Raw genomic sequence first — 22,813 nt, forward strand, 5'->3', positions numbered from 1 at the left:
CGGCGATATTTCCGTAGAGTGGGGGCCCGAGTGCCGGAGTCGCATCATGTGCCTGATCGCTTTCGCCTGGCGCCCCGATCACCCGCTCCCGCTGGTGCTGGCGGCCAACCGTGACGAGTTCTACGAGCGTGCCAGCCTGCCGCTGGGCGAGTGGGCGGACGCCCCCGGGCTGTATGCCGGGCGCGACCTGCAGGCCGGCGGCACCTGGCTGGGAGTGAGCCGCGACGGCCGCTTCGCCGCCCTGACCAACATCCGCGACCCGCGCCAGGCCAAGGGGCCGCGCTCGCGTGGCGAATTGCCGGTGGAGTTCCTGCGCGGCGCGCTGGATGCCGAGGCCTTCCTCGCCGGGCTGCGCCCGCGCCTGGGCGATTACAGCGGCTTCAACCTGCTGCTCGGCGACCGTCGCCAGCTGTTCTTCTTCAACTCGGAAGAGGGCTGTGCGCGCCGCCTGGCGCCCGGCCTCTATGGTCTGTCCAACGCCCAGCTGGACACGCCCTGGCCCAAGGTCCTGCGCGCCACCGCCCATCTCGCCGGCAGCCTCGCCGACCCGCATCCACAGCGCCTGCTGGACTTGCTGCGCGACGAACGGCGCCCGCCGCGGGAGTTGCTGCCGGACACCGGTATCGGCCTGGACTGGGAGCTGCTGTTGTCGTCGATGTTCATCGTCGGGCCGGGCTATGGCACCTGCGCCAGCACTGCCCTACTGCTGGGCGCCGACGGTGGCGTGCAGCTGGTGGAGCGGCGCTTCGATAATCGCGGCGTGCCGGCCGGCGAGGTATCGATCCGCCTGCCGGGCTAACCCTGCTCGCGCCAGTCGCAGAAACAGCCCACCGCCAGGTTGCTGTCGGCCCTGACCCTGCGCCCGGCCACCAGGGCCTCGAGGATCGGCTCGATGAAGCTGTTGCTCGAAGTGCACAGGGCGCCCTCGCTGTAGGGGCCGAAGTAGGCGAGCTGGCCCTGCTGGTCCCAGATCGCCACCGCCGGGCTGGCCGGCAGGTCCGCGCTGCCGGGCAGTTCCTGCAGCGCCTGCAGGCCCTGCAGGTTGTCCGGCAGGCGCCCCTGGCTGCCGGCCTTCTGCACCGCGTAGAACTGCACGCCGCGCGGCGCGTAGGCCTGCAGCAGCTCGCCGAGGTGCTGCTGGTTGCCGACATTGCACGGGCAGCCCGGGTCCCAGAAGTGCACCAGGCGGATCGGCCCCGGCCCGGCCAGCTCGGCCGGCAGGTGCAGCTGGGCACCGGAGAACAGTTCGGTGCGCGCCTCGAAGGGGCGGATGTAGCGGGCCTGGAACCACCAGAAGGCGGCCAGCATGGCGCCCAGCCAGAGGATGGCGACGAGGCTGGCGAGCAGGGTCTTGCGGCGGGGAGACATGGTCGGCGGGCACCTGGGAAAGGCCGCTAGCTTGCCACGCCGCGCCCGACAGCTGAATATCGGCCATCACCCCGGGAACCGCGAAAGCCCATGACCGCCCCGCCCCAGACCCTGCCCGAGCCCTTCCAGCCCGAGCGCCTGCGCGCCGCCCTGCGACCCTTGGTCGCGGCCGCCACGTTGCCTGCCGAGGCGCAGGCCTACCAGCGCTACTACGGCCTGGACCTGCCGCAGCACGGTGCTGTGCAGCGCCGCCTGGGGCGCTTCCACTGCGCCGGCCTGGAGCTGGTCGCCCAGCTGTGGCTGCCGCCGCAGCCGCAGGCGACCCTGATCCTGCTGCACGGCTACTACGACCACACGGGCCTGTATCGCCATGTGATCGACTGGGCGCTGGGGCTGAACCTCGCCGTGCTGACCTGCGACCTGCCGGGCCACGGCCTGTCCGCCGGCGCCCGCGCCAGCATCGACGACTTCGCCACCTACCAGCAGACCCTGCAGGCGCTGTTCGCCGAGGCCGCCAGCCTCGACCTGCCGCAACCCTGGCACCTGTGCGGGCAGAGCACCGGCGGCGCCATCCTGCTCGACTACCTGCTGCTCGGCGAGCCGCGCCCGGAACCGGGCGCCACCATCCTCCTGGCGCCACTGGTGCGCCCGCGCGCCTGGGGCCTGTCGAAGCTCAGCTACCACCTGCTCGGGCCGTTCAAGACGGAGATTCCGCGGCGCTTCTCGGAGAACTCCACCGACGCCGAGTTCCTCGACTTCCTGCAGCACCGCGACCCGCTGCAGCCGCGCACCCTGCCCACCGCCTGGGTCGGCGCCCTGGCGAGGTGGATACCGCGCATCGAAAAGGCGCCGCGCAGCGTGCAGCAGCCACTGGTGGTGCAGGGCGAGGACGACATGACGGTGGACTGGCGGCACAACCTGCAGGTGCTGCAGGACAAGTTCGACCGCCCGGAGATCCTGCGCCTGCCCGGCGCCCGCCACCACCTGGTGAACGAGCGCGAGGCGCTGCGCCGCCAGTACTTCGCCTTCCTCAGCGAGCGCCTGCGCTAGCTCGCCCGGCTCAGATGCCCTGCTGCGCCGGCTGCAGGTCGGCGGCGCTCTCGTCCGCCGCCAGGCCGGCGCGCAGGGCGGCCAGCGCCGCCTGGTAGTAGGCCTTGCCGGCGGCGGACTGGGCGAAGCCGACGAACTCCTCCAGCTCCGGGTCGGACAGCTCGCGGTAGACGTGCAGCAGGGTGTTGTCGATATCCGCCTCGATCTGCTGCTGCAGACGCTCGCGCTGGCTCTGCACCAGCATCTGCGCCTGCTCGCCGCCGAACAGGCCGGGCACCATCGAGCTGAGGCTGTCGGCGGCGACCCCGGCCAGGGCCAGGCTGACCTCGGCACCGGCGGCGGTGGCCGGCAGGGCCTGGGCCAGGTGGCGGATCAGCAGGCGCCGGGTGGCATCGGCCTCCACCCGCGGCAGGCCGTTGGCATGGGCGATCAGCTGGTCGCGGGCGGTGGCGCGGGTCTCCGCGGCGACGATGCGCCGCCCCAGCGGCGACTCGAAGAACTGCACGGCCGGACGCGGATCGGCCAGCTGCATGCGCAGCGCGGCCTGGGCGCGCTGCTCCATGGCCGCCGGCTCGAAGCGGCGGTTGCTGTTGTCCACCAGAGCCTGGTACACGGCCGGCGGCAGGCTGCCCTGGTAGCGCTGCTGGGCGGCCTTCAGCGCATCGGTGAAATGCGCGCGCTGCTGCGGCCAGCCGGCGCTCTGGTAGAGCCGGGCATGCTCGTCGGCGGCGAAGGCGAAGCTGCACAGCAGCATGAGGCAAGCAAAGAGGACACGCATCGGGGACTCCTGTCTGAGGCCGCTATTCTAGGGGCGCGCGGGCCAGGCTGGTAGAATCCCGGCATGCCCAACGAACAACTGCAGCGGCTTTTGCCGCAGATCATCGAGGACCTGGCCAGCCGCGGCTGGTCGCGGCAGGACGCTTTCCTGCCTGCCACTCTGACCCACGAACTGGCCGAGGAGTGCCGCAGGCGCGCCCGCGAAGGCGCGCTGAACCCGGCCGGCACCGGCCGCGGCCAGGGCCTGGCGGTACGCGAAGGCGTGCGCGGCGACCATATCCAGTGGCTGGAGGCGGGCCAGGCCGAGGCCTGCGACCAGTACCTGGCGACCATGGACGCGCTGCGCCAGGCGCTCAACCGCGCCTTCTTCCTCGGCCTGGAGGACTACGAGAGCCACTTCGCCCTGTATCCGCCCGGCGCCTTCTACCAGAAGCACCTGGACCGCTTCCGCGACGACGACCGGCGCACGCTGTCGGCGGTGTTCTACCTCAACGCCGACTGGCAACCCGAGCAGGGCGGCGCCCTGCGCCTCTACCCAGAGGGCGGCGGCGAACTGGACGTGCTGCCGACGGCCGGCACCCTGGTGCTGTTCATGTCCGCCGAGCTGCCCCACGAGGTGCTGCCGGCGAGCCGCGAACGCCTGTCGCTGACCGGCTGGTTCCGCCGCCGCTAACGTCCCCGGGAGGACTGCATGATGGAGAAACTGCTGGTCAGCCGCTGCCTGCTCGGCCACCGGGTGCGCTACGACGGCGGCGCCCACGGCCCCTATGACCTGCTGCAGCGCTGGCAGGACGAGGGCCGCATCGTGCCCCTGTGCCCGGAGGTGGCCGGCGGCCTGCCGACCCCGCGCGCGCCGGCGGAGATTCCTGGCGGCCAGGGCGGCCAGGTGCTGGACGGCGCACGGCCGGTGCTGACCGACGACGGCGAGGACGTCACCGCCGCCTTCGTCGCCGGCGCCGGGATCGCCCTGCAGCTGGTGCGCCAGCATGGCCTGCGGGTCGCCGTGCTCAAGGCGCGCAGTCCGTCCTGCGGCAATACGCAGAACTACGACGGCAGTTTCAGCGGCACCCTGGTCGCCGGCGAGGGCGTCACCGCCGCCCTGCTCAGGCGCCATGGGGTGAAGGTGTTCAACGAGTCCGAGCTGACCGCGGCCGCCGCCGAGCTGGCGCGCCTGGAGCGTGGCGGCGACTGAACCGCGCGCGCCTGCCGTGGTCGTTATCGAGTCACTTCAGCAGGAGCGCATCATGTCCCAGACTTTTCGCACACTCGCCCTGGCCGGCTTGCTGGCCGGCCTGCCGCTGCTCGCCAGCGCCGAGATACCGCGCAGCCCGGCCCCGGAGGGGGCGCGGGTGTACTTCATCGAACCGGCCGACGGCGCCACCGTGGCGCGGACCTTCAGCGTCAAGTTCGGCCTCGCCGGCATGGGCGTGGCACCGGCCGGGGTCGACCTGCCCGGCACCGGCCACCACCACCTGCTGGTGGACCTCGCCGAGGCGCCGGCGATGGATCAGCCGCTGCCCGCCAGCGAGCAGGTGCTGCATTTCGGCAAGGGCCAGACCGAGACCGAGCTGACCCTGCCACCGGGTACCCACAGCCTGCAGCTGCTGGTCGGCGACAAGAACCACGTGCCGCTGCAGCCGCCGGTGATCTCCGAGCGAATCACCGTCACCGTGCAGTAGCGGGCACCAGCAGCAGCTCGCTGCGCGTGTTCGCCGCCACGTCGGCCTCGGCCAGGCGCATCGGCACGTAGTCACCACGCATGTAGGCCTCGGCCTGGTCGGCGTAGTGCTCGTCGAAGAGCACCCCGCTCTGCCCCACCGGGTTGATGCCCAGGCTCCTGCCGGCGTCGGCCAGGTCGATCAGGCGCCGGGTCGAGGGGCCGTAGACCACGTCCCAGGGCGCCGGGCCGACCCGGTGCGAGAGGTTGTTGGGCGTCTCGTGGCCACCCGGCGCGGCGAAGGGGCCGACGTTGAACAGGCGATCCAGCGGCTTCTGCTGGCCCAGTGGATGTCCGTGGGTCAGCTGGTGCGCCTTGCCCCAGAGCCAGGCCGAGCTGTCGTCGCCCAGCTGCTGGCGCAGGTGCTCCAGGGTGCCCTGCCAGGCATTCGCCACCACCTCGGCACGGCCCTCGCGGGCCTCGGTGGCGCGCACATCCCACCAGGGCGAATCGGCATCGGCGGCCAGGCGCGGCAGGGCGCTGTCGAGCACGCGGGTGTAGAGCAGGCTGGCGAAGAAGTCGTCGCCCAGCTCGTCGTGCAGGGCGCCACGGGCCAGTTCATAGAGGAACTGGTTGAACAGGCTGGCGGCCACCGAGTCGAGGCGGTGGTCGCCGTCCCAGGCGGCCAGCCGCTCGACCAGCTCGCGCTCGCCGGCATCGCGCGCGGCGCCACGCAGGTCCGCCAGCAGCGGCGCCAGCAGGCGCGGGCCGTAGCCGGTACCGCTGTCCAGCTGCAGTGCCTGGCTGTTGGCCAGGTCCCACTTCACCGCCGGGTCGCGCAGGCGCTCGTCCAGGCGCCGGGCACGGTCGGCCAGGTTGTAGTAGCCGGGTACCTCCAGGGCGTTGCGCGGCTGGTGGTTGGCCGAGAGGATGTAGCCGCGCGGCGGATTCTCTTCCTGCGGGTTGGCGGTGAAGGGGTGGAAGCCGGGCTTGTCGGCTTCGCCGCTGGCGCCGTCGAGGATGAAGCTCGGATTGACCCCGGCCGGGCGCTGCGGCAGCTTGGCCGCGGCCCACCAGCCGATGTCGCCGGCGGCGTTGGCCCACACCACGTTGAGGCCGGGGGCGTGGATCTTCGCCGCGGCGGCGCGGGCCTTGTCCAGGGTGTCGGCACGGCCCAGCTGGTAGAAGGCCTCGAGGATCGGGTTGTCGGTCTCCAGAAAGGCCCACCACAGGGCGATCGGCGTCTGCCCGGCGGCCGGCGCCAGCGCGTCGTTGACGATCGGCCCGTGCGGCGAGCGGCGCAGGCTCAGGCGCACGTCGGCGCCGCCCTTGACCCTGATCACCTCCTCGCTGCGCTGCAGCTCGACCCAGCGCCCCCGGTACCAGACCTGCTCGGGGTTGTCCGGGTTGAGCTTCTCGGCGATCAGGTCGAGGTCGTCGTTCTGGAACATGGTGATGCTCCAGGCGAAGTCGCGGTTGAAGCCCAGCGAGGCGGTCGGGTTGAGCGCCTGGAAGTGGCCATACAGGTCGAAGCCCGGAGCGCTCAGCTGCGCCTCGTACCACACCGCCGGCACGGCGAAGCGGATATGCGGGTCGCCGGCCAGCAGCGGCTTGCCGCTGGCGGTGCGGCTGCCGGCCACGGCCCAGGCGTTGCTGCCCTCGAACTGCGGCAGGCCGGCCTGGCGAAACGCCTCGTGGCTGACCCGGGCCAGTGCGCCGAGGTCCTGCCAGTCGCCGGCGGCCAGCGCCGGGGCGATCACTCCCTGCGGCTGCCAGTCGAGATCGAATATCCCGAGGTACTCGGCGCCCAGCTGGTCGCGCACCCGGGTCAGCACCGGCTCGGTGCGGAACGCGGCGGCGAAGCTGTAGGCCATGTAGCCGGCCACGGCCAGGGTGTCCTCGACGCGGAAGTCGCGCGGGGGGATGCCCAGCAGGTCGAACTCCAGCGGCCGCGGATGGCTGGCCTGGTACTGGTTGATGCCGTCCAGGTAGGCCTCCAGGGCCTGCCAGGCCGGTCCACTGCGCTCGGCCCGCTGCACGTACTGGCGCGCATGCTCGGCCAGGCGCAGGGTACGGAACAGGCGGTCGCTGGGCAGCAGCTTGTCACCCAGCACCTCGGCCAGCTCGCCGTTGGCCAGGCGCCGCAGCATCTCCATCTGGAACAGGCGGTCCTGTGCCTGCACATAGCCGAGGGCGCGGTACAGGTCGGCCTCGTTCTGCGCGCGGATGTGCGGCACGCCACGCTCGTCGTAGCGCACCGAGACCGGGGCGGCGAGGCCGGCGAGGGCCAGCTGGCCATCGCGTTGCGGCTGCTTGCCGGCCAGGTACCAGGCGCCGGCGCCAGTGAGGGTGGCGAGCGCCACGGCGAGCAGGGTGAGGCTGCGTTTCATCGGGGAGTTCCTTGTCGTTATGGCGTCGATTGTGCGCAGCCGAGGCGGCCGTCGCATTGACCGAAAAACCGCCAGCGGCAAATATCTGGTCACCATGACCTCATCCGCCGACCTGCCGCTGACCCACTCCGCCACCCTGCGCCTGCTGCTGTACGAGGCGCTGGATGCGCTCGGCTTCGAGCCGGGGGAGATCTACCGGCGCGCCTTCCGCGACATCCCGCTGGGCCCGCCGAGCAGCGCGGCGCGCGAGCCCCACGACCTGGCGCCGCCGTTCTGGCAGGCGCTGCCGCGGCTGACCGGCGACCCCGACATCGGCCTGCATCTGGGCGAGCGCATGCAGCCACGGCCGCTGGATGTGGTCAGTTACCTGCAGCTGGCCAGCCGCGACCTGCGCGAGGCGCTGCAGGTGTTCGTGCGCTACCAGCACATCATTTCCGGCGGTTTCGCCGCGGCGCTGCAGGTGCAGGGCGAGCGCGCGCGGCTGATCATCGACCTCAACTACCTGGGGCACGGCTCGCTGCGCCAGCAGATGGAGTGCCTGGCGGTGCTGTTCGGCAAGCACCTGGCGCAGCTGTGCGGCCAGCCGGTGCCACTGCTCGGCCTGAGCCTGCGCCACAGCGCGCCGCGGCGGCTGCACGAGCATCGCCGGCTGTTCGGCCTGACCCCGTGCTTCGACGCCGAGCACGATGCCCTGGAGTTCCCGGCGGCGCTCCTCGACAGGCCGTCGCGCAATGCCGCACCGGCGATCTTCGCCGTGCTGCGCCGGCACGCCGACGAGCAGCTGACCGAGCTGGCCGGCAACTCGCTGGTCAACCGGGTGCGCTACTGGCAGGCCGGCCAGCTGGGCAGCGGACGCTGCGATCTGGCCGCTTGCGCACAGGCGCTGGGCAGCACGCCGGCGGCCCTGCAGCGCGGCCTGCTGGCGCGTGGCACGGGCTTTCGCCCGCTGCTCGAGGAGTTGCGCCGGCAGCGTTCGCTGACCCTGCTGGGCGAGGGCCGCGGCATCCGCGAGGTGGCCAGGGCCTGCGGCTTCGCCGAGCTGTCGCCCTTCTACCGCGCGTTCCGTCGCTGGTGGGGCTGCACCCCGGCACAGTGGCAGGCGCGCCGGGGCTGAAACGCAAAAGGGAGGCCGAGGCCTCCCTTTCGATTCATCCCCAAACAGCGCTACAGCGTGTCGCGCAGTAGCGCTGCGGGCTGTTTTTAGAACAGCACGCGGCTGCGGATGGTGCCGGTGACGTGCTGCAGCTTCTCCAGCGCCAGGTCGGAGTACTCGGCGTCGACGTCGATCACCACGTAGCCGACCTTGTCGTTGGTCTGCAGGAACTGGCCGGAGATGTTGATGCCGTTGTCGGCGAACACCTTGTTGATCTCGCTCATCACGCCCGGCACGTTCTGGTGGATGTGCAGCAGGCGGTGCTTGCCCGGGTGCGCCGGCAGGGCGACTTCCGGGAAGTTCACGGAGGACACCGAAGTACCGTTGTCGCTGTACTTGACCAGCTTCTCGGCCACTTCCAGGCCGATGTTGGCCTGCGCCTCGGCGGTGGAGCCGCCGATGTGCGGGGTCAGGATCACGCGATCCAGGCCGCGCAGCGGGCTCTCGAACTCTTCGTCGTTGGACTTGGGCTCGACCGGGAACACGTCGATGGCGGCGCCGATCAGGTGCTCGTCCTTGATCGCCTGGGCCAGGTGGTCCAGCTCGACCACGGTGCCGCGGGCGGCGTTGATCAGGATGCCGCCCTTCTTCATGGCGCGAATTTCCTTCTCGCCGATCATCCACTGGGTGGACGGCAGCTCCGGTACGTGCAGCGACACGATGTCGCACAGGCCCAGCAGCTCGTGCAGGTTGCCGATCTGGGTGGCGTTGCCCAGCGGCAGCTTGGTCACGGTGTCGTAGAAGAACACCTGCATGCCCAGGGCCTCGGCCAGCACCGAGAGCTGGGTGCCGATCGAGCCGTAGCCGACGATGCCGAGCTTCTTGCCGCGGATCTCGAAGGAGTTGGCCGCCGACTTGATCCAGCCGCCGCGGTGGCAGGAGGCGTTCTTCTCGGGGATGCCGCGCAGCAGCAGGATGGCCTCGGCCAGCACCAGCTCGGCCACCGAGCGGGTGTTGGAATAGGGCGCGTTGAACACGGCGATGCCGCGCTCGCGGGCGGCGTCCAGGTCGACCTGGTTGGTACCGATGCAGAAGCAGCCGACGGCGACCAGCTTCTTGGCGCAGTCGAAGACCTCGGCGGTCAGCTGGGTGCGCGAGCGGATGCCGACGAAGTGGGCATCGGCGATCTTCTCTTTCAGCTCGTCGCCGGACAGCGCGCCCTTGAGGTACTCGATGTTGGTGTAGCCAGCGGCCTTCAGGGTGTCGACGGCGTTCTGGTGCACGCCTTCCAGCAGAAGGAACTTGATCTTGCTCTTGTCGAGAGAGGTCTTGCTCATCGGAGTACCTGTGGTCCCACAAAAAGTGTCAGGAAAGCGGCCGCGGCCGGGCCCGCGGATCGGCTCGGGGGCACGATTGGCGGGGTGCGTATGCTAGCATACGAGCCCCGCGAAACGCCCACCCCTGACCGATGAAGCGTTCTCAGGGTGACCATGAATCGTTTGAGAGTTCCCAGATGACCAATCCTGCCCTGATCGACGAGCTGAAGACCCTGGTGGAGCCCGGCAAGGTGCTGACCGATGCCGATTCCCTCAACGCCTACGGCAAGGATTGGACCAAGCACTTCGCCCCGGCGCCGTCCGCCATCGTCTTCCCCAAGACCATCGAGCAGGTGCAGGCCATCGTGCGCTGGGCCAACGCCCACAAGGTCGCCCTGGTGCCCTCCGGCGGCCGCACCGGCCTGTCCGCCGCCGCCGTGGCGGCCAACGGCGAGGTGGTGGTGGCGTTCGACTACATGAACCAGATCCTCGCCTTCAACGAGTACGACCGCACCGTGGTGTGCCAGCCGGGCGTGGTGACCAAGCAGCTGCAGCTGTTCGCCGAGGACAAGGGCCTGTACTACCCGGTGGACTTCGCCTCCTCCGGCTCCAGCCAGCTGGGCGGCAACATCGGCACCAATGCCGGCGGCATCAAGGTGATCCGCTACGGCATGACCCGCAACTGGGTGGCCGGCCTCAAGGTGGTCACCGGCACCGGCGAGCTGCTGGAGCTGAACCGCGACCTGATCAAGAACGCCACCGGCTACGACATGCGCCAGCTGTTCATCGGCGCCGAAGGCACCCTGGGCTTCGTCGTGGAAGCCACCATGCGCCTGGAGCGCGCGCCGAAGAATCTCACCGCGATGGTCCTCGGCACCCCGGACTTCGACTCGATCATGCCGGTGCTGCACGCCTTCCAGGGCAAGCTGGACCTGACCGCCTTCGAGTTCTTCTCCGACAAGGCGCTGGCCAAGATCCTGGCCCGCGGCGACGTGCCGCCGGCCTTCGACACCGACTGCCCGTTCTACGCCCTGCTGGAGTTCGAGGCGACCACCGAGGAAGTGGCCAACCAGGCCCTGGAGACCTTCGAGCACTGCGTCGAGCAGGGCTGGGTGCTGGACGGCGTGATGAGCCAGAGCCAGCAGCAGCTGGAGAACCTGTGGAAGCTGCGCGAGTACATCTCCGAGACCATCAGCCACTGGACCCCGTACAAGAACGACATCTCGGTCACCGTCGGCCAGGTGCCGGCCTTCCTGCACGACATCGACCGCATTGTCGGGGAGAACTACCCAGACTTCGAGGTGATCTGGTTCGGCCATATCGGCGACGGCAACCTGCACCTGAATATCCTCAAGCCGGAGAACCTGTCCAAGGACGAGTTCTTCGCCAAGTGCGCGATCGTCAACCAGTGGGTGTTCGAGACCGTACAGAAGTACAACGGCTCCATCTCCGCCGAGCACGGCGTGGGCATGACCAAGCGCGACTACCTGCACTACAGCCGCTCGGAAGCGGAGATCGGCTACATGAAGGCGATCAAGGCGGTGTTCGACCCGAACGGCATCATGAATCCTGGGAAAATTTTCCCCGTCTGAATCCGTAGGGCGGGTGAAACCCGCCAGGACAGCTTGCGGGTTTCACCCGCCCTACGAGGCATGAGCATGAGCTACCAGCACCAGTACATCGACGGCACCCCTATCCACTTCCCGCTGGGCAAGGTGGTCTGCGTCGGGCGCAACTATGCCGAGCACGCCGCCGAGCTGAACAACCCGATCCCCAGCGAGCCGCTGCTGTTCATCAAGCCCGGCAGCTGCACCGTGGCGCTGGACGAGAGCTTCGCCATCCCGCAGGAGCGCGGTGCCGTGCACTTCGAGGCGGAGATCGCCGTGCTGATCGGCAAGCCGCTGTCGAAGCAGCCGAGCGAAGAGGAAGTGCGCGACGCCATCTCCGGCTTCGCCCCGGCCCTGGACCTGACCCTGCGCGACGTGCAGGCCAGGCTGAAGGAGAAGGGCCTGCCCTGGGAGCTGGCCAAGAGCTTCGACGGCGCCTATGTACTGGCCCCCTTCGTCGCCGCCGACGCGGTGGAGGACGTGCGCGACATCGGCATCCGCCTGAGCATCGACGGCCAGCTGCGCCAGGACGGCAACAGCCGCGACATGCTCAACCCGATCATCCCGCTGATCCAGCACATCGCCGGCCACTTCAGCCTGCAACCGGGCGACGTGGTCTCCACCGGCACCCCGGCCGGGGTCGGCCCGCTGACCAGCGGTGAGCAGCTGGACATCGAACTGGTCGGGCTGTCGCGCTTCAGCAGCCGGGTGCTCTGAGAGATTTCCCGCCGCCCAGCGAACTTTCAGGGCTGCGGGTAGTCACACGGGTTCGGTTCCTTCGAGCAGTCACCGATGCCTCTCGCCCTGTCCCCGCTTTTCCGCCGCCGCCAGCTGAGCCTGGCGCTGGTCATGCTCTTCGCCGCGCTGATCGCCCTGGTGCGCTACCTGCACTGGGACGACCGCACCCTGCTGTGGCTCAAGGAGCAGCAGATGCCCGCCGCCGAGCGTGCCGCCAGCATCTGGCTGCCCGGCTACAGCGCCAGCATCGAGGGCAAGCCGCTGGCCGGCCTGGAGGACGACGAGGCCTCCGACCTGGCCTACAGCCCGCTCACCGGCACCCTGTTCACCGTCACCGGCAAGCTGCCCATGCTGGTCGAGCTGAGCCGCACCGGCGAGGTGCTGCGGCGCATCGCCCTCAAGGGCTTCGCCAATCCGGAGGGCGTGGCGGTGCTGGAGAACGGCATGATCGCCCTGACCGACGAGCGCCAGCGCAACCTGTCGATCTTCGAGCTGGATCCGCTGACCCGCGAACTCGACCTGGCCGACGCCAAGCCGTTCGACCTGGGCTTCCCCGACGCTGGTAACAAGGGCTTCGAGGGCATCGCCTGGGACCCGGCGCAGCAGCGCCTGCTGCTGGGCAAGGAGCGCGAGCCCACCGCCATGTTCAGCCTCGGCAGCGATGGCCAGCGCCTGCTCGAGCAGGAGCTGCGCCCCCTGCCCAGCTACGGCCTGGGCATGCGCAACCTGTCGGCCCTCAGCGTGGACCCGCGCACCGGCCATATCCTCGCCCTGTCCGCCCAGTCGCGCCTGCTGCTGGAGCTGGACGAACGCGGCGAGCCGGTCAGCTTCATCAGCCTGCTCGGCGGCCAGAGCGGCCTGGAAAGCCGCATCCCGCGCGCCGAAGGCGTGGCCATGGACGAGGACGGCACCATCTACATGGTCAGCGAGCCGAACCTGTTCTACGTGTTCCGCAAGGACGAGGGCGCCCCGCGCGGCTGATGCTCAGCGCAGCACGCTGTCGAAGCCCTGCAGCACGTTGATGGCGTTGATGCCGATCTCCTCCACCGCGTAGCCGCCCTCCATCACGAACAGGGTCTGCAGGCCCAGTGCGCCTATGACCTCGCCCATGCGCAGGTAGTCCGGGCTGTCCAGCTTGAACTGCGAGATCGGGTCTTCCTTGAAGGTATCCACACCCAGCGACACGATCAGCGCATCCGGCGCATAGGCGGCGATCTGCCGGCAGGCAGCGGCCAGCGCCAGGCCCCAGGCGGACCAGTCGCTGCCGGCGGCCAGCGGATAGTTGAAGTTGAAGCCGCGGCCGACGCCCTCGCCCTTCTCGTCGGCGTAGCCGAGGAAGAACGGGTACTCGAAGCGCGGGTCGCCATGGATCGAGGTGAACAGCACGTCGGCGCGGTCGTAGAAGATGTCCTGGATGCCGTTGCCGTGGTGGTAGTCCACGTCGAGGATGGCCACCCGGCTGGCGCCCTGGTCGAGCATGGCCTGGGCGGCGATGGCCGCGTTGTTGAAGTAGCAGTAGCCGCCCATGTAGTCGGCGGCCGCGTGGTGACCCGGCGGCCGGCACAACGCGAACACCCCGCGCGCGCCCTTGGCCAGCTCGGCCTGGCCGGTCAGCGCGACGTTCACCGAGCTGCTCACCGCCTGCCAGGTGCCGGCGGTGATCGGCACGCCGGCGTCGAAGCTGTAGTAGCCGAACTTGCCGTCGATGCTGTCCGGAATGGTCTGGCGCAGGCGGCGGTTGGGCCAGGTGAACGGCAGCATGTCGTAGTCGCGCCCCATGGCCTGCCATTCGGCCCAGGCATCCCTGAGAAAATGCACGAAGCCCTCGTCGTGCACCCGCAGGATCGGTGCCAGGCCGAACTCGCGCGGCGCCGCCACCTCGCCCAGCTTCACCTTCTGCGCCCGCGCCAGCACCATGTCGGCGCGGCTGGGTTTCTCGAAGCAGGGCGTGAGCTGGCCGTCGATCAGCTCGAACTTGCCGTGGTGCAGGTGATGGTCGTCGCTGTAGATCGTCAGCATGGGCGGCTCTCCGAAGGCATGTGGATCCGTGGACGTGCGGGGCGGAAAGCCCTTTCCCGGCGGGACTGGGCCCCGGCCTGGTGGCTGCGCACTGCAGAGCCGAGATCGTCCCGCCATCCACAACTCAGGTATAACCAATTGTTTTTATTGGCAATTAATAGAAATCGAGGACCAGGGCCCTGGCATCGATTCTAGGCAGCGCGGCGCTTGCGACAGAACGATAGTTACGGACAAAAGGGGATAGATGTGGCCATCTTGCTCGGCAGGCGACCCCGCCGCAGCCCGGCACCCGGCCTTCCCCGATAGGCCTCGGGCTCAGGCCCGCGCCGTCAGGTGCCGGGCAATCCCCTTGCGCAGCGGCAACAGGCCCTGCGCCACGCGCAAGCCGGCCCCACGCAGCAGCCTCGCCGGCAGGCGGTCATCGGTGTAGACATCCACCAGCAGGTTGGTGGCCTGGTACAGCGGCCAGGTGGCCAGGCGCTGCTGGCGCTCGTAGCGCGACAGCAGCGCCGGGGCGGCTATGTCGTCACTGCGGGCCCTGGCGCCCAGCACGGCCGCACTGAGCCGCTGCACGCTGCCCAGGCCGAAGTTGAAGCCATGGGCGGTGACCGGGTGCATGCCGACGGCGGCATCGCCGATCAGCGCGCAGCACGGGCCGACCAGCCTCTCGGCATAGGCGCCGACCAGGGGGTAGGCGTGGCGCTCGCTGGCCAGGCACATGGCGCCCAGGCGGCGCTCGAAACGGCGCTCCATCTCGCCGGCGAAGGCCGACTCGTCCAGCGCACGCAGGCGTTCGATCTCGCGCGGCGGCAGGGTCAGCACCACGGACGACTGCTCGCCGTTGAGCGGCAGCAGGGCCAGGGTCTGGCCGTAGCCGAACCACTCCCAGGCCGTCTGCCGGTGCGGTTTCTCATGGTCCATGCGGCACACCAGCATGGTCTTGCCGAAGTCCTTGAGCCGCGCGCCGATGCCCAGCTGGCGGCGGGTCTCGGAGAAGCGGCTGTCGGCGGCGACCAGCAGCCGGGTGCGCAGCCGCTCGCCATCGGCCAGGTCCAGCTCCACGTCCCGCTCGCGCTGGCGGATGGCACGCACCGCGACCTCGCAGCGCAGCTGCACGTCGGTGCACTCGGCGACCGCGTCGTAGGCGGCACGGCGGATCGCGCGGTTGGCCACCAGCTGGCCGAGGCGTTCGGCGCCGGCCTGGCCAGCCTCGATTTTCAGGGCGAACAGCGAGGGGCCGTTGAACACCTGGGCGTCGCGCAGCACGGCGACCTCCTCGGCCGGCAGGCGCTGCCACAGGCCGAGCTTCTCCAATAGCGCCTGCGAGGCCTGGGTCAGGGCGATCTCGCGGCCATCGAAGACCGGTTCGGCCAGCGCGGTCTCGGCCTGGCGCTCCAGCAGGACGACCGACAGCCCCTGCCCGGACAGGGCGCGGGCCAGGCACAGGCCGGCCGGGCCGGCGCCGATGATGGCGACATCGTGGATCATGGAGAGCACTCCGCGCAGCACTTGGAATGCGCGCGAGTCTAGGGCCGGCGCCGCGGCCAGCCCTTGTCCCCGGTCAATCAGCGGCGCAGTTCGCTGGGCGCCAGGCCGCTCCAGCGCTGGAAGGCGTGGCGGAAGCTGGCCGTCTCGCTGTAGCCGAGCTCTTCGGCGATCAGGTAGATCGGCTTGTCGGTGTTGAGCAGCAGCTGGCGCGCCCTGTCGTAGCGCACCTCGTCGAGCAGGTGCTGGAAGCTGGTGTTGAGCTGCTGCAGGTGGCGGCGCAGGGTGCGCTCGGATCGGTGCAGGCGGGTGGCGACGCGCTCCAGGCTGGAACATTCGAGCAGGTCGCCGGCCAGCTGCTGACGGATCAGGTCACGCAGGTCGTGGCGGCTGTGCAGCTGCGCCTCCAGCTGCATGCACTGCTGCAGGCCGTGCTGGTGGCTGACCGGGTCGGCCAGCGGCAGCGGCCGCTCGAGCAGCGCCGGGTTGAAGCACAGGGCGTTGCAGCCGGCGTCGAACTCCACCGGGCAGCCGAGCCTCTCGCCGTAGCTGGCGGCATGCGCCGGCGCCGGATAGGCCAGCAGCAGGCGGCGCGGGCGCACCGACTCGCCGAGCAGGTCCTGCACCACGGTGAGCAGCGAGGCCAGGCACAGTTCGGTGTTGAACAGGGTGAGGGCCGGGTCGTAGCGGTAGCCGCTGGCGCTCAGGCGCACCTCGTCGCCGCGCACCTGCAGGTCGAGCTGGAAATAGGTGCCGAGCAGCGCCGGGTGGGCGATGGCCAGGCGCAGCGCCTCGCCGAGGTTGCGGCTGGCCAGCAGGGTGTAACCGAGCATGCCGTAGGCCGAGACATGCATGCGCTTGCCCAGCAACAGGCCGAGGGCCGGGTCGGCGCTGGCGGCCAGGGCGTTGGACAGCACGCGCAGCTCCTGGGCGTGGCTGACCAGGCGGGTCGGGGTCTGCAGATCCTCGCCGTGGATGCCGCTGCCCTCCAGCACCCGCTCGACCGCTACACCCATGCGTTGCAGCCCCTGCACGGCCAGGGCCACGGTGTGCAAGGTGGTCATTACGCGCTCTTCCGGTAACACTGACATGACTGCCGTTTCCGTTGCGGTGGTATTCGGTAACTCGTCCGGCGGCCCGACTCGGCATTCTTAAGCTTGAATTCAGCTGCAGATGTTTTGCTGCAGCATCCCCCGAATCGGAAACCTCTTCATGCGCCGCCTGACCCAAGCTCGTGTCCTGCTGCCGACCCTGGCAGTGCTCGTCCTCCTGGCCCTGCTGGCGGTTGCCCAGCAGTGGCGCCTGCCCGAACGTGGCTGGTTCGCAGTGCAAGAATGGCGCCATGCCGCCGAGTGGCGCGACCGGTCGATCTGGCTGCCGGACTACCGCGCCAGCGTCCAGGCCCGGCCGATCGAAGGGCTGAGCGCCGATGTCTCGGCGCTGACCTACGACCCGGAGCGGCGCACCCTGTTCACCGTGACCAACAAGAACCCGCAGATCGTCGAGCTGTCGCTGGACGGCAGGATAGTGCGCCGGGTGCCCCTGGTCGGTTTCGGCGACCCGGAGGCCATCGAATACATCAGCCGCGACCTCTACGTGATCACCGACGAGCGCCAGCAGCGCCTGTTCCGCGTGCACCTGGACGAGGACACCGAGTTCGTCGACGCCGCCGAGTCGGAGCAGCTGTCACTCGGCATCGGCCTGAACGGCAACAAGGGCTTCGAGGGCCTGGCCTACGACGCCGCGGGCCAGCGCCTGTTCGCCGCCAAGGAGCGCGACCCGGTGAGCATCTACGAGATCCACGGCTTCCCCCATACCAACCCGGACAAGCCCTTCGCCGTGCACGTGGTGGATGACCGCGAACGCGACGCCCGGCTGTTCGTGCGCGACCTGTCCAGCCTGCAGTACGACGAGGGCAGCGGTCACTTGCTGGCGCTGTCCGACGAGTCGCGCCTGGTGCTGGAGATCAATGCCGATGGCCGGCCGATCAGCAGCCTGTCGCTGCTGCGCGGCCAGCATGGTCTGGAGAGGAGCGTGCCACAGGCGGAGGGCGTGGCGATGGACGACCAGGGCCGCCTGTACCTGGTCAGCGAGCCCAACCTGTTCTACGTGTTCGAGAAGCAGGCCAGGCCCTGATCAGACGCTGAGCAGCCAGTCGTAGTCGACGATCAGCGGCGCGTGCTGGGAGAAGCGCGGCTGGCGCGGCAGCTTGGCGTTGCGCACCACGCGGCGCAGGCCGGGCGTGAGTAGCTGGTAGTCGAAGCGCCAGCCGAGGTTGAGCATCTCCGCCTGCTCGCTGTCCGGCCACCAGCTGTACTGGTCGCCTTCGCGGCTGACCTCGCGCAGGGCGTCGACATAGCCCATGTTGCCGACCACCTCATCCAGCCAGGCGCGCTCGGGCGCCAGGAAGCCCGGTAGCTGCTGGCAGTCGCGCCAGTTCTTCACGTCCAGCTTCTGGTGCGCCACGTACAGCGAACCGCAGTAGATGTACTCGCGGCGCTTGCGACGCTGCTTGTCCAGGTAGCCGGTGAAGTCGTCGATGAACTTGAACTTGTGGTTCAGGCTCTCGTCACCGCCCTGGCCGGACGGCAGCAACAGGGTGGCGATGCTCACCTTGTCGAAGTCGGCCTGCAGGTAGCGCCCGTAACGGTCGGCCATCTCGAAGCCGAGGCCGTGGATCACCGCCTTGGGCTGCAGGCGCGAGTAAAGCGCCACGCCACCCTGGGCCGGCACCTCGGCATCCGCCGCATAGAGAAAGTAGCCATCCAGCTGGTAGGCCGGATCGTCCAGTTCGAAGGAGGAGACTCTTGTATCCTGCAGGCAGATCACGTCGGCATTCTGGGCCTGCAGCCAGCTGAGCAAACCTCGCTCGACCGCGGCCTGAATACCATTCACGTTCACGCTGATGATCCGCATAAATGGCCCCCAAAAACACCAGCATGTATGATACCCGAGCTCATTCCCATTAGCTAAATTCATGGGGCCCGAACCCCATAAATCCGTGCCGTGCGGGGCTTTTCATGCAGGCGTACCAACGCGAATTCATTCGTTTTGCCATCGAGCGCGGCGTGCTGCGCTTCGGTGAGTTCACCCTCAAGTCCGGGCGCACCAGCCCCTACTTCTTCAATGCCGGCCTTTTCAACAGCGGCCTGGCGCTGGCCAAGCTGGGACGTTTCTACGCCTCGGCGCTGGTCGACTCCGGCATCGACTTCGATGTGCTGTTCGGCCCGGCCTACAAGGGCATTCCGCTGGCGGCAGCCACCGCCGTGGCCCTGGCCGAGCAGCACGAACGTGACCTGCCCTGGTGCTTCAACCGCAAGGAAGCCAAGGACCATGGCGAGGGCGGCACCCTGGTCGGCGCGCCGCTGGCCGGGCGGGTGATGATAGTCGACGACGTGATCACCGCCGGCACCGCGATCCGCGAGGTCATGCAGATCATCCAGGCCCAGGGCGCCCAGGCGGCCGGCGTACTGATCGCGCTGAACCGCCAGGAGCGCGGCCAGGGCGAGCTGTCGGCGATCCAGGAAGTGGAACGCGACTACGGCATGCCGGTGGTCAGTATTGTGTCGCTGGAGCAGGTGCTGGATTATCTGGCCGGCGATGCCGAACTGAAGAAACACCTGCCGGCGGTGGAGGCCTACCGCGCGCAGTACGGTATCTGAACCAAACAAGGGAACGTCCATGCGCACAACGGTCGCACTCGCAATCCTGGCCATGACCTCGGCCATCCAAGTCGCCCAGGCCGCCGGCAGTGGCACAGCCGTCGAGTACTACCGCTACCAGGACGACAAGGGGCAGGTGGTGCTGAGCCGCCAGGGCGTACCCCCGGAACATATCTCCAGGGGCTACCAGGTGCTCGACGACAAGGGCAGGATACTGCGCGAGGTGGCACCGGCGCCCAGCCTGGAAGAACGCCAGCGCCTGGCCGAGGAGAAGGCCAGGGCCAGCTCCGACGCCCAGCTGCTGCGCATCTACTCGGAGCCGAAGGACGTCGACCGCGCCCGCGACCGCAAGCTGGCCGAGCTGGACGGCCTGATCAGCGTGGCGCAGAGCAACCTGCACTCGCTGCGCACCCAGCAGGCCAACCTGCAGGCCAAGGCCGCCGAGTTCGAACGCGCCGGCCGCGAGGTGCCGGAGCACCTGCTGGTGCAGATCGACAACATCAAGGCCGAGCAGGCCGGGGTGGAGAAGGACATCCAGCGCTATCGCGACAACCGTACGGCCGCCGAGGCGACCTTCGCCGCCGACCGCGCACGCCTGGTCAAGCTGCGCGGCGAGTGACCCCGCAGCGCTGCGCCATCAGTGATGGCGCTTGCGATTGGTGATCAGGGTGCCGACGCCGCTGTCGGTGAAGATTTCCAGCAGCACCGCGTTGGGCACTCGGCCATCGATGATGTGCGCGCTGGTCACGCCACCCTGCACCGCCTCCAGGGCACAGCGGATCTTCGGCAGCATGCCGCCGTAGATGGTGCCGTCGGCGATCAGCGCATCCACCTGCTCGGTGGTCAGGCCGGTCAACACCTCACCCTGCTTGTCCATCAGGCCGGCGATGTTGGTCAGCAGCATCAGCTTCTCCGCCTTCAGCGCCTCGGCCACCTTGCCGGCCACCAGATCGGCGTTGATGTTGTACGACTCCCCGCTGGCACCGACGCCGATCGGCGCGATCACCGGGATGAAGTCGCCCTTGACCAGCATGTTGAGCAGCTCGGTATTGACCCCGACCACCTCGCCGACATGACCGATGTCGATGATCTCCGGCTGGGTCATCTCCGGGGTCTGGCGGGTCACGGTGAGCTTCTTGGCGCGGATCAGCTCCGCGTCCTTGCCGGTCAGGCCGATGGCGCTGCCGCCGTGGCGGTTGATCAGGTTGACGATGTCCTTGTTGACCTGGCCGCCGAGGACCATCTCCACCACGTCCATGGTCTGCGCGTCGGTGACGCGCATGCCATCGATAAAGTGGCTTTCAATGCTGAGCCTCTTGAGCAGATCGCCGATCTGCGGGCCGCCGCCATGCACCACCACCGGGTTGATGCCGACCGCCTTCATCAGCACGATGTCGCGGGCGAAGCCTTCCTTCAGCTCGTCGCTCTCCATGGCGTTGCCGCCGTACTTGATCACCAGGGTCTTGCCGACGAAGCGACGGATATAGGGCAGCGCTTCGGACAGGACCTTGGCGACTTGAGTGGCGGCATCACGGTTGAGGGTCATGGCGAAACGAACTCCGGGGCAGATCAGAACGGCAGGTTGAGGTCAGGGGCGACGTTGTACAGCTGGGCGCGGAACACTTCCTTGATGCGATAGAGCTCCTCCTCGCTCTCCGCCTCGAAGCGCAGCACCAGCACCGGCGTGGTGTTGGAGGCGCGCACCAGGCCCCAGCCCTTGGGGTAGTCGACGCGCACGCCGTCCAGGGTGGTCAGGTTGGCCTCGCCCCACACGCCGTCGCGCTGCAGGCGGTCGATCAGGCGGAACTTGTTCTCGTCGGTGACGGTGACGTTGATTTCCGGCGTGGAAATGTCCAGCGGGAAGGCGGCGAACACCTGCTCGGCGTCGCGGCGGTCCTGGCTGAGGATTTCCAGCAGGCGCGCGGCGCTGTAGATGCCGTCGTCGAAACCGAACCAGCGCTCCTTGAAGAACACGTGGCCGCTCATCTCGCCGGCGAGCAGGGCGCCGGTCTCCTTCATCTTCTTCTTGATCAGCGAATGGCCGGTCTTCCACATCACCGGGCGGCCGCCGTAGCCGCTGATCAGCGCACCCAGGCGGCGGGTGCACTTGACGTCGTAGATGATGTCGGCGCCCGGGTTGCGCGATACCACGTCCTTGGCGAACAGCATCATCAGGCGGTCCGGATAGACGATGGTGCCCTTGTTGGTCACCACGCCGACGCGATCGCCGTCGCCGTCGAAGGCCAGGCCCAGGTCGGCGCCCTCGGCCTTCACCCGGGCGATCAGGTCTTCCAGGTTCTCCGGCTTGCCCGGATCCGGATGGTGGTTGGGGAAGGTGCCGTCCACCTCGCAGTACAGCGGGATCACACTGCAGCCCAGGGCCTCGATCAGACGCGGGGCGATGACCCCGGCGACGCCGTTGCCGCAGTCGACCACCACCCGCATCGGCTTGGCCATGGCGATATCGTCGCGGATCTGGGCGAAGTAGCGGTCAAGGATGTCGATCTGCTCGACACTGCCGACGCCGCTGACCAGGTCGTTGTTGTCGATGCGCGCCTTGAGCGCCTGGATCTGCTCGTTGGCCTGGGTATCGCCGGCGATGACGATCTTGAAGCCGTTGTAGTCCGGCGGGTTATGGCTGCCGGTCAGCATCACCCCGGACTTGCCTTCCAGCACGTGGGTGGCGAAGTACAGCACCGGGGTCGGCACCATGCCGATGTCGGTGACCTGGCAGCCGCAGTCCAACAGCCCCTGGATCAGCTGCTGCACCAGCTGCGGGCCGGACAGGCGACCGTCGCGGCCGACGGCCACGTTCGGCTCACCCTGGGCCAGGCTCTGCGAGCCGATGGCGCGGCCGATCCAGTAGGCGGCTTCGGGGGTGAGGGTGTCACCGACCACGCCACGGATGTCATAGGCGCGGAAGATGCTGGCGGGGAGTTTGGGCGGGTTCTGCACGGTACTTTCCATTACGGCGGGTTGGTCGAGGCCCAGGAGATCCTGGTCCTCGTCGAGAATGTCGATGTCCAGGATATCGGTGGCCTGGAACACCGGGTCGGCCGGTTGCGCACTGCGCGCCGCTGCCGGCGCCACCGCGACCGGCGTTTCCTGGCGTGGCCGCGGCAGGCGCGCCAGGCTCTGCGCCAGGCCGTCGAGCGCGGCGAAATGCAGGCTGAAGGACTTGACCGACTTGCCGGCCGCCAGTTCCTGCAACATGCCGGCGAGCTGCTGCACATCACCACGCAGGCGAGCGAGCAGATGGTTGCGGGTCAGCACCAGGCCGAGCAGGGCGCCGACCAGGCACAGCAGGGCGGCGATGCCGAGGATCATGGGAGCCAGCGGCATACCCTGCAGCGCCGGACCGGGTAGCAGCGTCAGCTGCCAGTTGGGGTTGTCGACCTCGAACTGCTGCGGCTCACCGTCTGCCGCCGGCGTGCCGCGCTGCAGCAGGGGCTGCGCGGCGCCGCTGGCGAACTGCTGGAGCAGCTGCACCTGGCCGGCATCGGCGGGCAGCACCGGCAGGGCAGCCAGCAGGCGGTCGAGCTCGACCACCAGCAGCAGGGTGCCCTGCAGCGTCTCGCTGCCCGGGCTGCGCAGGGGCGCGACGCTGTAGACCAGCCAGCGCTCGGCGATCTTGTAGGCCTCCACGGCAGG

Annotated in this window: 22 protein-coding genes; 12 read left to right on the plus strand and 10 right to left on the minus strand. The window is 69.1% G+C overall.

Annotated elements, in window-relative coordinates:
• The first annotated feature begins 46 nt into the window (after positions 1 to 46).
• Positions 47 to 799 (plus strand): NRDE family protein, encoded by a 753-nt coding sequence (locus AAG092_RS10670; RefSeq protein WP_373386629.1) that lies wholly within the window; start codon positions 47 to 49, stop codon positions 797 to 799.
• Here AAG092_RS10670 and AAG092_RS10675 read toward each other — a convergent pair.
• Entirely contained in the window at positions 796 to 1,368 is a 573-nt protein-coding gene (locus tag AAG092_RS10675) for a DUF6436 domain-containing protein (protein WP_373386630.1), read from the minus strand. The two genes, AAG092_RS10670 and AAG092_RS10675, sit on opposite strands and share 4 nt — an antisense overlap.
• A 111-nt stretch (positions 1,369 to 1,479) precedes the next feature.
• Here AAG092_RS10675 and AAG092_RS10680 point away from each other — a divergent pair, with 111 nt between their 5' ends.
• Positions 1,480 to 2,418 (plus strand): alpha/beta hydrolase, encoded by a 939-nt coding sequence (locus AAG092_RS10680; protein ID WP_373389584.1) that lies wholly within the window; start codon positions 1,480 to 1,482, stop codon positions 2,416 to 2,418.
• Between the two features lie 10 nt (positions 2,419 to 2,428).
• Here the strand turns inward: AAG092_RS10680 and AAG092_RS10685 are convergent, their stop codons facing one another.
• On the minus strand, positions 2,429 to 3,196 hold the full coding sequence (locus AAG092_RS10685) for a hypothetical protein (RefSeq protein ID WP_373386631.1): 768 nt from the start codon (positions 3,194 to 3,196) through the stop codon (positions 2,429 to 2,431).
• 63 nt (positions 3,197 to 3,259) lie between these two features.
• Between AAG092_RS10685 and AAG092_RS10690 the strand changes: the two genes are divergently transcribed.
• Genes AAG092_RS10690 through AAG092_RS10700 form a run of 3 tightly spaced genes read left to right on the plus strand, consistent with a single transcriptional unit; the run spans position 3,260 to position 4,874 of the window.
• Positions 3,260 to 3,868 (plus strand): 2OG-Fe(II) oxygenase, encoded by a 609-nt coding sequence (locus AAG092_RS10690; protein WP_373386632.1) that lies wholly within the window; start codon positions 3,260 to 3,262, stop codon positions 3,866 to 3,868.
• A 21-nt stretch (positions 3,869 to 3,889) separates the two neighbouring features.
• Entirely contained in the window at positions 3,890 to 4,387 is a 498-nt protein-coding gene (locus AAG092_RS10695) for a DUF523 domain-containing protein (RefSeq protein WP_373389585.1), read from the plus strand.
• A 52-nt stretch (positions 4,388 to 4,439) separates the two neighbouring features.
• Positions 4,440 to 4,874, plus strand: a complete 435-nt coding sequence (locus AAG092_RS10700; RefSeq protein WP_373386633.1) for a DUF4399 domain-containing protein — start codon at positions 4,440 to 4,442, stop codon at positions 4,872 to 4,874.
• Here the strand turns inward: AAG092_RS10700 and AAG092_RS10705 are convergent.
• The gene (locus tag AAG092_RS10705; RefSeq protein WP_373386634.1) at positions 4,861 to 7,242 is read right to left on the minus strand and encodes a penicillin acylase family protein; all 2,382 of its coding nucleotides are present in this window, start codon (positions 7,240 to 7,242) and stop codon (positions 4,861 to 4,863) included. The genes AAG092_RS10700 and AAG092_RS10705 overlap by 14 nt on opposite strands.
• A gap of 94 nt (positions 7,243 to 7,336) precedes the next feature.
• Here AAG092_RS10705 and AAG092_RS10710 point away from each other — a divergent pair, with 94 nt between their 5' ends.
• Entirely contained in the window at positions 7,337 to 8,356 is a 1,020-nt protein-coding gene (locus tag AAG092_RS10710; protein WP_110680471.1) for an AraC family transcriptional regulator, read from the plus strand.
• Between the two features lie 86 nt (positions 8,357 to 8,442).
• Here the strand turns inward: AAG092_RS10710 and serA are convergent, their stop codons facing one another.
• Positions 8,443 to 9,672, minus strand: a complete 1,230-nt coding sequence (gene serA / locus AAG092_RS10715; protein WP_110680472.1) for a phosphoglycerate dehydrogenase — start codon at positions 9,670 to 9,672, stop codon at positions 8,443 to 8,445.
• Between the two features lie 176 nt (positions 9,673 to 9,848).
• Between serA and AAG092_RS10720 the strand changes: the two genes are divergently transcribed.
• The 3 genes from AAG092_RS10720 to AAG092_RS10730 all read left to right on the plus strand — a co-directional run bounded on the left by AAG092_RS10720 (position 9,849) and on the right by AAG092_RS10730 (position 12,977).
• Positions 9,849 to 11,243: an FAD-binding oxidoreductase gene (locus tag AAG092_RS10720; protein ID WP_110680473.1), complete on the plus strand. Its 1,395-nt coding sequence runs from the start codon at positions 9,849 to 9,851 to the stop codon at positions 11,241 to 11,243.
• A 66-nt stretch (positions 11,244 to 11,309) separates the two neighbouring features.
• Positions 11,310 to 11,975, plus strand: a complete 666-nt coding sequence (locus AAG092_RS10725) for a fumarylacetoacetate hydrolase family protein (RefSeq protein WP_373386635.1) — start codon at positions 11,310 to 11,312, stop codon at positions 11,973 to 11,975.
• Between the two features lie 75 nt (positions 11,976 to 12,050).
• Positions 12,051 to 12,977, plus strand: a complete 927-nt coding sequence (locus tag AAG092_RS10730) for an SdiA-regulated domain-containing protein (protein ID WP_373386636.1) — start codon at positions 12,051 to 12,053, stop codon at positions 12,975 to 12,977.
• A 3-nt stretch (positions 12,978 to 12,980) separates the two neighbouring features.
• Here AAG092_RS10730 and AAG092_RS10735 read toward each other — a convergent pair whose 3' ends face one another.
• The 3 genes from AAG092_RS10735 to AAG092_RS10745 all read right to left on the minus strand — a co-directional run bounded on the left by AAG092_RS10735 (position 12,981) and on the right by AAG092_RS10745 (position 16,564).
• A complete protein-coding gene (locus tag AAG092_RS10735; RefSeq protein WP_373386638.1) occupies positions 12,981 to 14,015 on the minus strand; it encodes a histone deacetylase family protein in 1,035 nt (344 codons plus the stop codon).
• 315 nt (positions 14,016 to 14,330) lie between these two features.
• Positions 14,331 to 15,503 carry a 5-demethoxyubiquinol-8 5-hydroxylase UbiM gene (gene ubiM / locus AAG092_RS10740; protein WP_373386639.1) on the minus strand — a complete coding sequence of 391 codons (1,173 nt, stop codon included), beginning with the start codon at positions 15,501 to 15,503 and terminating at the stop codon, positions 14,331 to 14,333.
• A gap of 77 nt (positions 15,504 to 15,580) precedes the next feature.
• Positions 15,581 to 16,564 carry an AraC family transcriptional regulator gene (locus AAG092_RS10745; RefSeq protein WP_373386640.1) on the minus strand — a complete coding sequence of 328 codons (984 nt, stop codon included), beginning with the start codon at positions 16,562 to 16,564 and terminating at the stop codon, positions 15,581 to 15,583.
• Between the two features lie 148 nt (positions 16,565 to 16,712).
• Here AAG092_RS10745 and AAG092_RS10750 point away from each other — a divergent pair, with 148 nt between their 5' ends.
• Positions 16,713 to 17,636, plus strand: coding sequence for an SdiA-regulated domain-containing protein (locus AAG092_RS10750; protein WP_373386641.1), 924 nt, complete (start codon positions 16,713 to 16,715; stop codon positions 17,634 to 17,636).
• Here AAG092_RS10750 and AAG092_RS10755 read toward each other — a convergent pair whose 3' ends face one another.
• Positions 17,637 to 18,416 carry an exodeoxyribonuclease III gene (locus AAG092_RS10755; RefSeq protein WP_373386642.1) on the minus strand — a complete coding sequence of 260 codons (780 nt, stop codon included), beginning with the start codon at positions 18,414 to 18,416 and terminating at the stop codon, positions 17,637 to 17,639.
• Positions 18,417 to 18,520: 104 nt separating this feature from the next.
• Here AAG092_RS10755 and pyrE point away from each other — a divergent pair, with 104 nt between their 5' ends.
• Positions 18,521 to 19,162: an orotate phosphoribosyltransferase gene (pyrE, locus tag AAG092_RS10760; protein WP_373386643.1), complete on the plus strand. Its 642-nt coding sequence runs from the start codon at positions 18,521 to 18,523 to the stop codon at positions 19,160 to 19,162.
• A gap of 19 nt (positions 19,163 to 19,181) precedes the next feature.
• A complete protein-coding gene (locus tag AAG092_RS10765) occupies positions 19,182 to 19,781 on the plus strand; it encodes a DUF4124 domain-containing protein (RefSeq protein ID WP_181418708.1) in 600 nt (199 codons plus the stop codon).
• 18 nt (positions 19,782 to 19,799) lie between these two features.
• Here the strand turns inward: AAG092_RS10765 and argB are convergent, their stop codons facing one another.
• Together argB and algC are read right to left on the minus strand one after the other, a co-directional pair.
• Positions 19,800 to 20,708, minus strand: coding sequence for an acetylglutamate kinase (gene argB / locus AAG092_RS10770; RefSeq protein ID WP_373386644.1), 909 nt, complete (start codon positions 20,706 to 20,708; stop codon positions 19,800 to 19,802).
• A 23-nt stretch (positions 20,709 to 20,731) separates the two neighbouring features.
• Positions 20,732 to 22,129, minus strand: coding sequence for a phosphomannomutase/phosphoglucomutase (gene algC / locus AAG092_RS10775; protein WP_373389586.1), 1,398 nt, complete (start codon positions 22,127 to 22,129; stop codon positions 20,732 to 20,734).
• Between the last annotated feature and the right edge of the window lie 684 nt (positions 22,130 to 22,813).

This window comes from Pseudomonas alcaligenes, from assembly GCF_041729615.1.
In the GTDB taxonomy this organism is placed as follows: Bacteria; Pseudomonadota; Gammaproteobacteria; order Pseudomonadales; family Pseudomonadaceae; genus Aquipseudomonas; species Aquipseudomonas alcaligenes_B.